This is a genomic window from Oleiphilus sp. HI0123 (assembly GCF_001635315.1).
The window spans coordinates 1-556 of the sequence record NZ_LWGE01001835.1 but is presented as its reverse complement, the minus strand read 5'-3'; the positions used below and the strand labels follow the sequence as shown (position 1 = coordinate 556).

The 556-nt window shown below is 40.5% G+C and carries 1 protein-coding gene; it reads left to right on the top strand.

Annotated features, from left to right (window positions below):
* Window positions 1-553, top strand: a 553-nt coding sequence (locus A3761_RS24710) for a glutathione S-transferase N-terminal domain-containing protein (protein ID WP_068751100.1), incomplete at its 5' end; no start/stop codon positions are given.
* Window positions 554-556: the final 3 nt, after the last annotated feature.

Below are 556 nucleotides of genomic sequence, written 5' to 3'. Positions count from 1 at the left end.
AGCTCCAGAAAAACTTAAGGAAGTGCACCCTCTTGGTAAGGCTCCGATCTTGGAAGATGGCGAAAATAAAATTGCAGAGTCTGCGGTTATCATCGATTATCTAGTGAATCAGTACGCTCCAAATCTAAAGCCGGAAATCAACACTGAAGAATATTTAAACTACCAATACTGGATGCACTATGCTGAAGGTTCATTGATGCCTTATCTCGTTATGAAGCTTGTATTTGATAAGGTTAAAACCAGCCCGATGCCTTTTTTTGCTAGACCTATTGCAAAAAAGATCGCCGAAAAAGCAATTTCTACCTTTATAAAGCCAAATTTAATCACACATTTAAGCTATATCAATCATTACTTAAATGGACGTTCTTGGTTCTGTGGTGATGCCTTGAGTGGTGTTGATTTTCAAATGATTTTTCCACTAGAAGCAGCCTGCGCAAGAGGCCTGGCAACTCCCGAAACACATCCTAATATTAGCAATTATGTTGCCAGTATTCATGCTAGGCCCGCATACCAGGCCGCCATAAATGCAGCTGGTGATTACGATTACGCATAGTCT